The sequence below is a fragment of the Butyricicoccus sp. AM78-15b2TA genome, from assembly GCF_027665985.1.
Classification (GTDB): domain Bacteria; phylum Bacillota; class Clostridia; order Oscillospirales; family Butyricicoccaceae; genus Agathobaculum; species Agathobaculum butyriciproducens.
Genome location: NZ_JAQEHY010000037.1, coordinates 1 through 6,558 on the forward strand (window position 1 = coordinate 1; position 6,558 = coordinate 6,558).

Consider the following 6,558-nt stretch of genomic DNA (forward strand, 5'->3'; position numbering starts at 1 on the left):
GAGACCGGAGAAAACAGCTTCGGCTATATTGCAAGCTGGAGTCAGGGCAAGGAACTGAAAGAGCTGAGAGCCAGTTTGGAGACCATCAATAAGACCTCCGGCACTTTGATCTGTGACATTGAGCGCCACTATAAGGAAATCTGCAAAGAGCGTGGAATTGACCCCAATACAAAAGCAGAGCCGGAAACCGCCCCGATAGAGCAGCCGACCGGCAATCTAACCTACTATGTAGCAGAGTGCATGGAGTTTCCAAACCTCGGAGAATACCACGATAACCTGTCTTTGGAGGAAGCTGTCCGCATTTATCAGGAGATTCCGGCAGAGCGAATGAACGGGATCAAGGGCATTGGTTTTGAGCTGAAAGACGGAAGCGACTATGAAGGACCTTTTCCGATTTTGACCGGCCAGACCATTGACCTGGACACCATCCAGGCAATCGACTATTACCGTGATAATCCTCTGGTGCAAAAAGCGGTAAAGGAACTGGCTGCGGCAATGCCGGAAATGGAAGTGCTGGGGGCGGACGCCAATCAGCAGGAGGCTTTGTTTCTGATCGACAATGCCACCTATCTTCATATCCAGTCCTGTGACAGCGGCTGGGACTATACCCTTTACGATGCCGCATCCATGAAAGAGTTGGATGGTGGTCAGCTGGATATGCCGGAGATTTCCCGCATGAAGGCAGTTCTCCAGATTTGTGATGACAACGATTTGGGCAGAGACTCGGTAAAATACGCACCGTTGTCCATGATTGAGACCTTGCAGGAAGCTGCCTACCAGCAGATGCAGGCAGAGGCCAGTCAGATGACTGCTTCTTCCCAGCTGCCGGAGGCACAGGAGCAGGCGCTGGATGAATACCCAACGCCGGATGAGCAGGTCTCCACACCGGATATGCAGAAATACGGTTACTCTTATGACGGGATGCTCCCTGTTACCAGAGAACGGGCGCTGGAACTGGATGCCGCCGGTTTGACTGTCTATGTGCTGCATGAGGACAATACGGAGAGCATGGTGTTTGACCCGCAGGAGATCATGGAGCATGGCGGTCTTTTCGGCGTGGATCGTGAGGAATGGGAGAAAAGCCCTCAGTTCCACGAAAAGGTCATGGAGCGTCAGGAACATCAGCAGGAACGAGAACAGGCATTTCTCTCCCAGAACAGAAACTGCTTTGCCATCTACCAGGTGAGCCGTGACGATCCGCAGAATGTGCGCTTTATGAATCTGGACTGGTTAGAGTCCCATGATGTTTCCGTAGACCGCAGCAATTATGACCTCATCTACACCGCTCCGCTGAGTGAGTCTGGCACTGTGCCGGAGCAGCTGGAAAAACTCTATCAGCAATTCAATCTGGAAAAACCCGTAGACTTTCACAGTCCCTCCATGAGCGTCAGCGACATCGTTGCGATCAAACAGGACGGTAAGGTATCCTGTCATTACTGCGACAGCGTTGGTTTTACCCAGATCCCCGGATTCCTGCCGGAAAATCCGCTGAAAAATGCAGAGATGGCCGTAGAGGACGATTACGGCATGATCGACGGCATCATCAACAATGGCGCAAAAGAGCCTACGGTGGCAGAGCTGGAACAGCAGGCCCGAAGCGGTCAGCCCATTTCCCTGGTGGCTCTGGCAGCCGCCACCCATCGGGAGGAATGGGAAAAGAAAAAATCCGTTGTGGAACAGCTGAAAAACCAGCCCAAAGCAGAACACAAAAAGACAGCACCCAAAAAGAGTGCGGAAAGGGAGATTTGATATGGGAAACTTTACTTTTGAGGAAATGAACCTGATGTGCATTTACAATACCGGCAGCCGCACCGGGCTGATCGACAGCCTGCGTGAAATGCACGGCGAGCTTTCGCCGGAGGAAACGGAACTGAGGGAGCTGACCGACAGTGCCCTTACGAAGCTCTGTGCGATGACCGATGAGGACTTCTCTCAGCTGGAGCTGTACCCGGATTTTGACCAGTAAATTTATCGTGTCAGGATGACATAGTGAGAGAAACTGTCCGATGGAAAGGCGGTTTCTTTTGTTTTTTACAAAAGCCCACTATACTTTTAAGGTTGAGGAAATTATAATGAATGATGGATAAACATAGAAATTATGGAGGATTACTATCGTGGATAAAGCAGTTATTTATATACATGGAAAAGGAGGAGATGCTGAAGAAGCTCTCCATTACAAGTCGCTCTTTAGTGATTGTGATGTAATTGGTCTTGACTATACTGCACAGTTTCCATGGGAAGCAAAAGAAGAATTTCCATTACTTTTTAATTCGATTTATAGAAACTACAAGACTGTTGAAATAATCGCCAATAGCATTGGAGCGTATTTTGCTATCAATGCCTTATCAAATCAGCAAATAGAGAAAGCATATTTTATTTCGCCCATTGTAGATATGGAAAGGCTTATTGCTGATATGATGATTTGGGCAAATGTTACAGAAGATGAACTCAAAGAGAAAAAAGAAATTCAGACAACCTTTGGAGAGACCCTTTCATGGGATTATCTTTGCTATGTAAGAGAAAATCCTATTATATGGAAAATCCCAACGCACATTTTGTATGGTGAAAAAGATAATCTTACCGCTTATGGAACGATATTTGAATTTGCCCAAAGAACCCATTCAACACTTTCTGTCATGAGAAATGGAGAACACTGGTTTCATACAGAAGAACAGATGAAGTTTTTGGACGAATGGATTGTTGAAAATTCTAAACACAATGACAGGTTTTCAAGAGCAACTTGTGTGCGTTGATGAATATCTTGAACTTAGGAGGTGTTTAATGAAAACGGTTCTTTTACATGGGTTGGGACAAACTGCACAGGATTGGAAAGAAGTAGTCCAACAACTATCAATTTCCGATGTCGATTGCCCAGAACTTTTTTCTTCAACAGAAGATGAAATATCATATTCGCAGATTTTAGGCGATTTAGAACAGCGGTATTCTGAAGAAAAAGAGCCGCTTCGTATCTGTGGTCTTTCGTTAGGTGCGCTTCTTGCGATTGATTTTGCTATTCAGCATGAAGAAAAAGTGGCTTCGCTGGTTTTGATTGGCGCACAATATAAAGTTCCAAGCTTACTGATAGATTTTCAAAATCTTATCTTCCGTTGTATGCCAAACAAGGCTTTTGAAAGTATGGGACTATCAAAAAGCAGCACCATAAAATTGGCTCACTCTATGCGATCATTGGATTTTACTGCGCAATTAAATAATATTTGTTGTCCAGTGACAATTTTGTGTGGCAAAAAGGATACTGCCAATCTAAAGGCTTCTAAAAGGCTAAAAGAATTGCTACCCCAAGCTACTTTGCACATCGTTCCAAATGCAGGACATGAACTCAATAAATATGCACCAAACACGATTGCAGAGATATTAAACAACTAAACACTCAAAACCTTACTCCTAAACTGGGGTTGTATCCAGATGTTGACCAGTAAATTTATTGAACCAAGATGAGGTGGTGAGAGAAGTTATGCAATATATGATACGAGAAATGAAAAGCCAAGAATACAGATTGTTAAGCGATTTTTTATACGAAGCGATTTATATTCCGGAAGGTATTGAACCTCCACCTAAATCAGTAATAGAATGTCCGGAATTACAAGAATATATCGTCGAGTTTGGAAATCGAAAACACGATAAAGCCTTAGTTGCAGAAATTCAAGGAGATATAGTAGGAGCTATTTGGGTAAGAATTATGAATGATTATGGACACATTGATAATGATACACCATCTCTTGCTATGTCTGTCTGCCCTCGATATAGAGGATTAGGCATTGGAACTTCATTATTGAAACAACTATTACAAGTAGAAAGATTGGCTGGATATTCAAAAATATCCCTGTCCGTTCAGAAAAGTAATTATGCAGTGAAAATGTATGAGAAAGTGGGATTTACTGTTGTTGACGAAAATGATGAGGAGTATATTATGATTGTAAATCTATAAAAAATACAGTTTGCATAACAAATAACCTAACCCCAATTTAGTATTCACAGTTTTACCCAGCAGGAAATTATTTAGGTTTCCTGCTTTTCTTTTATCCAAAAACCGAAAGGAGGACAGAACACCATGCCAACCAAAGCTGAACTGTATGCGCAGATGGCGGACAAGGTGGCAACACAGCTCACGGGGAGCTGGCAGGAATGGGCAGGGTTTCTCACCACTGCTTCCCGCCTTTACAAATACCCGTTCCATGAGCAGCTGATGATCTACGCCCAGCGACCGGACGCCACCGCCTGTGCAGAGTACGATTTGTGGAATGAAAAGATGGGCCGATATGTAAGGCGCGGTTCCAAGGGAATCGCTCTGGTGGACGATTCCGGGGACAGACCACGCCTGCGCTATGTCTTTGACATTTCCGACACCGGAACCCGTGAACATTCCCGCACTCCTTGGCTGTGGCAGCTGGAGGAGCGTCATCTGGATTCCGTGCAGGCCATGCTGGAGCGCACCTACGATGTTTCCGGTGATGACCTTGCCGGACAACTCACCGAGGTAGCCGGAAAACTGGCCGAGGAATACTGGACGGAGCATCAGCAGGACTTCTTCTATATCGTTGACGGTTCCTTTTTGGAGGAATATGATGAGTATAACATCGGAGTGCAGTTCAAGGCAGCCGCCACCGTCAGCATCACTTACGCTTTGATGTCCCGCTGTGGACTGGAGCCGGAACGCTACTTCGACCACGAAGATTTCATGGCGATCTTTGATTTCAACACCCCGTCCACCATCGGGGCGCTGGGAACAGCGGTCAGCCAGATCAACCAGCAGGTGCTGCGGCAGATCGGCGTTACCGTCCGAAATGCAGAGCGCGAAGCCAACCAAGAAAGGAGCAAACAAGATGAACAATCCCATGACCTATATCCAGAACGGAGACTATCTGATTCCCGACCTGAAGCTGAGCCAGCAGCCGGAGAAATCCCTGGGCAAGTACGGCAGGATGAGGAAAACCTATCTGAAGGAACACCGTCCCATCCTCTACAACCAGATGCTACTGAGCGAGAAGCTGTACCCGCACCTTCTGGAGATCGACGAGACCGCCCAGAGCAGACTGGAGCAGATGATACCCCAACTGGCGAAGGAAGCGGGAGCCACCGAGGAACTGAAAGCCAGCGATCCCGTGAAGCGGGTGGGGCTGATGAACACCTGCAAAGCCCAGGCCGAGGAGATTCTGATGGCGGAGCTTATCAACAGCTGACCCTAAACCTGTTCCTCTCCGAAGCGGAACAGATCCAATCCATAGATGAAGCAGAGAATGTAGCGCATACATCCTCTGCTTTTTCTTTTGCCCAAAATGACATCGACCATGTGCTGCGTTTGGGCGGCAATACAGACCGTCAAAGGGAGCGTGTGGTTGCAGCCTTTGAAAAGCAGAAAACCACCGCTGAGATTGCCAAGATACTGAAAACGCTGTACCACGGCGGCAATGGCCTTGGCAGCGTGAGCGCATGGTATGCCGAGGATGGTATCCATCTTTCCCACGGGAAGTCTGTCCGTTATGACAGGTCTGCCCAGGTCATTTCCTGGGAGAGCGCCGCAGAGCGTATCGGGGAGCTTTTGGAGAGCGGCCAGTTTGCCTCCAATGTGGAGCTTACAGAAGCGGCAGGCTATGAACGCTCCCTCCTCTCGGAAAAGCTCTGGCATCTGTATCACGATCTCAGTGAGGACGCCAGAAAAGCCGGATATTTGTCCTGCCTGTCAGAGATCAAAGGCAATGGTTTCCCGGAGGAGACTCGCCGCCTGACGGAGCAGCTGAGTGACCCGGCTTTCCGCCAGACACTCAAGGAAGAATACGCCGCCTTCTGGACTGCCTATCAGCAGGACCGTGATCTGTTGCGTTTTCACTATCACAGACCAAGGGAGATCTGGGAGAACCTGAAGGACCTTGACCTGCCACGCAGGACCTTTTCTTCAGACCTTTCCCAAGTGCCAACCGTTCAGCACTTCATTACCGAGGATGAGATCGACGCCGCTATGACCGGCGGCAGCAGTTTCGCCGGAGGAAAAGGCCGTATCTATGCGTTCTTCATGGCAAACCATACGGATAAGGAGAAAGTGAGATTCCTCAAAGACGAGTATGGCATTGGCGGACGCTCTCATGCCTTGTCCGGTGCAACACACAGCGGCGAAGATCACGATGGGAAAGGACTGCACTATAAAAAGCAGGACTGCCCGGATGTTCACTTGAACTGGGAAAAGGTTGCCAAACGCATTACATCTCTCGTCCAGAAAGACCGCTATCTTACAGAACAGGAACAGGCTCAGTATGACAAAATCCAGGCTGAAAAGGAACTGGTCGAAGAAGATGCCATTCAAGCCCAGCAGCCGGAGATGGAGGAAGAAACGCTAAAGCCTACCCTTGGGGAGCAGTTTGAGCAGTATAAGCCTGTGGTGACTGCCGCTATTTCCGAGGATGCCGCATACCGCAACGCCTGCGGTCACAGCGACCATGAAAATGCTGTCATCGAGGGCAATGCCGCTGTGCGCCGTGCGGTTCTTGGCTCTAAGGATATGGAGCTGATCCGCCTTTATTCGGATGTGCCGGAGTTCCGCCAGCG

General features: G+C 48.0%; 7 protein-coding genes and 1 pseudogene. 7 read left to right on the plus strand and 1 reads right to left on the minus strand.

Annotated features, from left to right (window positions below):
- From PGS25_RS15225 to PGS25_RS15245, 5 genes are all read left to right on the plus strand, one after another.
- A partial coding sequence (locus PGS25_RS15225; protein ID WP_270419377.1) for a YodL domain-containing protein occupies nt 1-1,749 on the plus strand: 1,749 nt, incomplete at its 5' end.
- 1 nt (nt 1,750) lies between these two features.
- Nucleotides 1,751-1,966 carry a transposon-transfer assisting family protein gene (locus tag PGS25_RS15230; protein ID WP_007045780.1) on the plus strand — a complete coding sequence of 72 codons (216 nt, stop codon included), beginning with the start codon at nt 1,751-1,753 and terminating at the stop codon, nt 1,964-1,966.
- A 148-nt stretch (nt 1,967-2,114) separates the two neighbouring features.
- Nucleotides 2,115-2,753, plus strand: a complete 639-nt coding sequence (locus PGS25_RS15235) for an alpha/beta fold hydrolase (protein ID WP_007045781.1) — start codon at nt 2,115-2,117, stop codon at nt 2,751-2,753.
- Between the two features lie 28 nt (nt 2,754-2,781).
- Nucleotides 2,782-3,384 carry an alpha/beta fold hydrolase gene (locus PGS25_RS15240; protein WP_007045782.1) on the plus strand — a complete coding sequence of 201 codons (603 nt, stop codon included), beginning with the start codon at nt 2,782-2,784 and terminating at the stop codon, nt 3,382-3,384.
- Between the two features lie 88 nt (nt 3,385-3,472).
- Entirely contained in the window at nt 3,473-3,946 is a 474-nt protein-coding gene (locus PGS25_RS15245; RefSeq protein ID WP_270419380.1) for a GNAT family N-acetyltransferase, read from the plus strand.
- On the opposite strand, the gene PGS25_RS15250 is transcribed toward PGS25_RS15245, so the two are convergent.
- Complete coding sequence (locus tag PGS25_RS15250) at nt 3,941-4,855, minus strand: hypothetical protein (protein ID WP_270419381.1); 915 nt, start codon at nt 4,853-4,855, stop codon at nt 3,941-3,943. The genes PGS25_RS15245 and PGS25_RS15250 overlap by 6 nt on opposite strands.
- Between PGS25_RS15250 and PGS25_RS15255 the strand changes: the two genes are divergently transcribed.
- On the plus strand, nt 4,854-5,198 hold the full coding sequence (locus tag PGS25_RS15255; RefSeq protein WP_442865323.1) for a TnpV protein: 345 nt from the start codon (nt 4,854-4,856) through the stop codon (nt 5,196-5,198). The genes PGS25_RS15250 and PGS25_RS15255 overlap by 2 nt on opposite strands.
- Nucleotides 5,199-5,308: 110 nt before the next feature.
- A pseudogene (locus PGS25_RS15260) lies at nt 5,309-6,558 on the plus strand (SNF2-related protein); the annotation flags it as partial.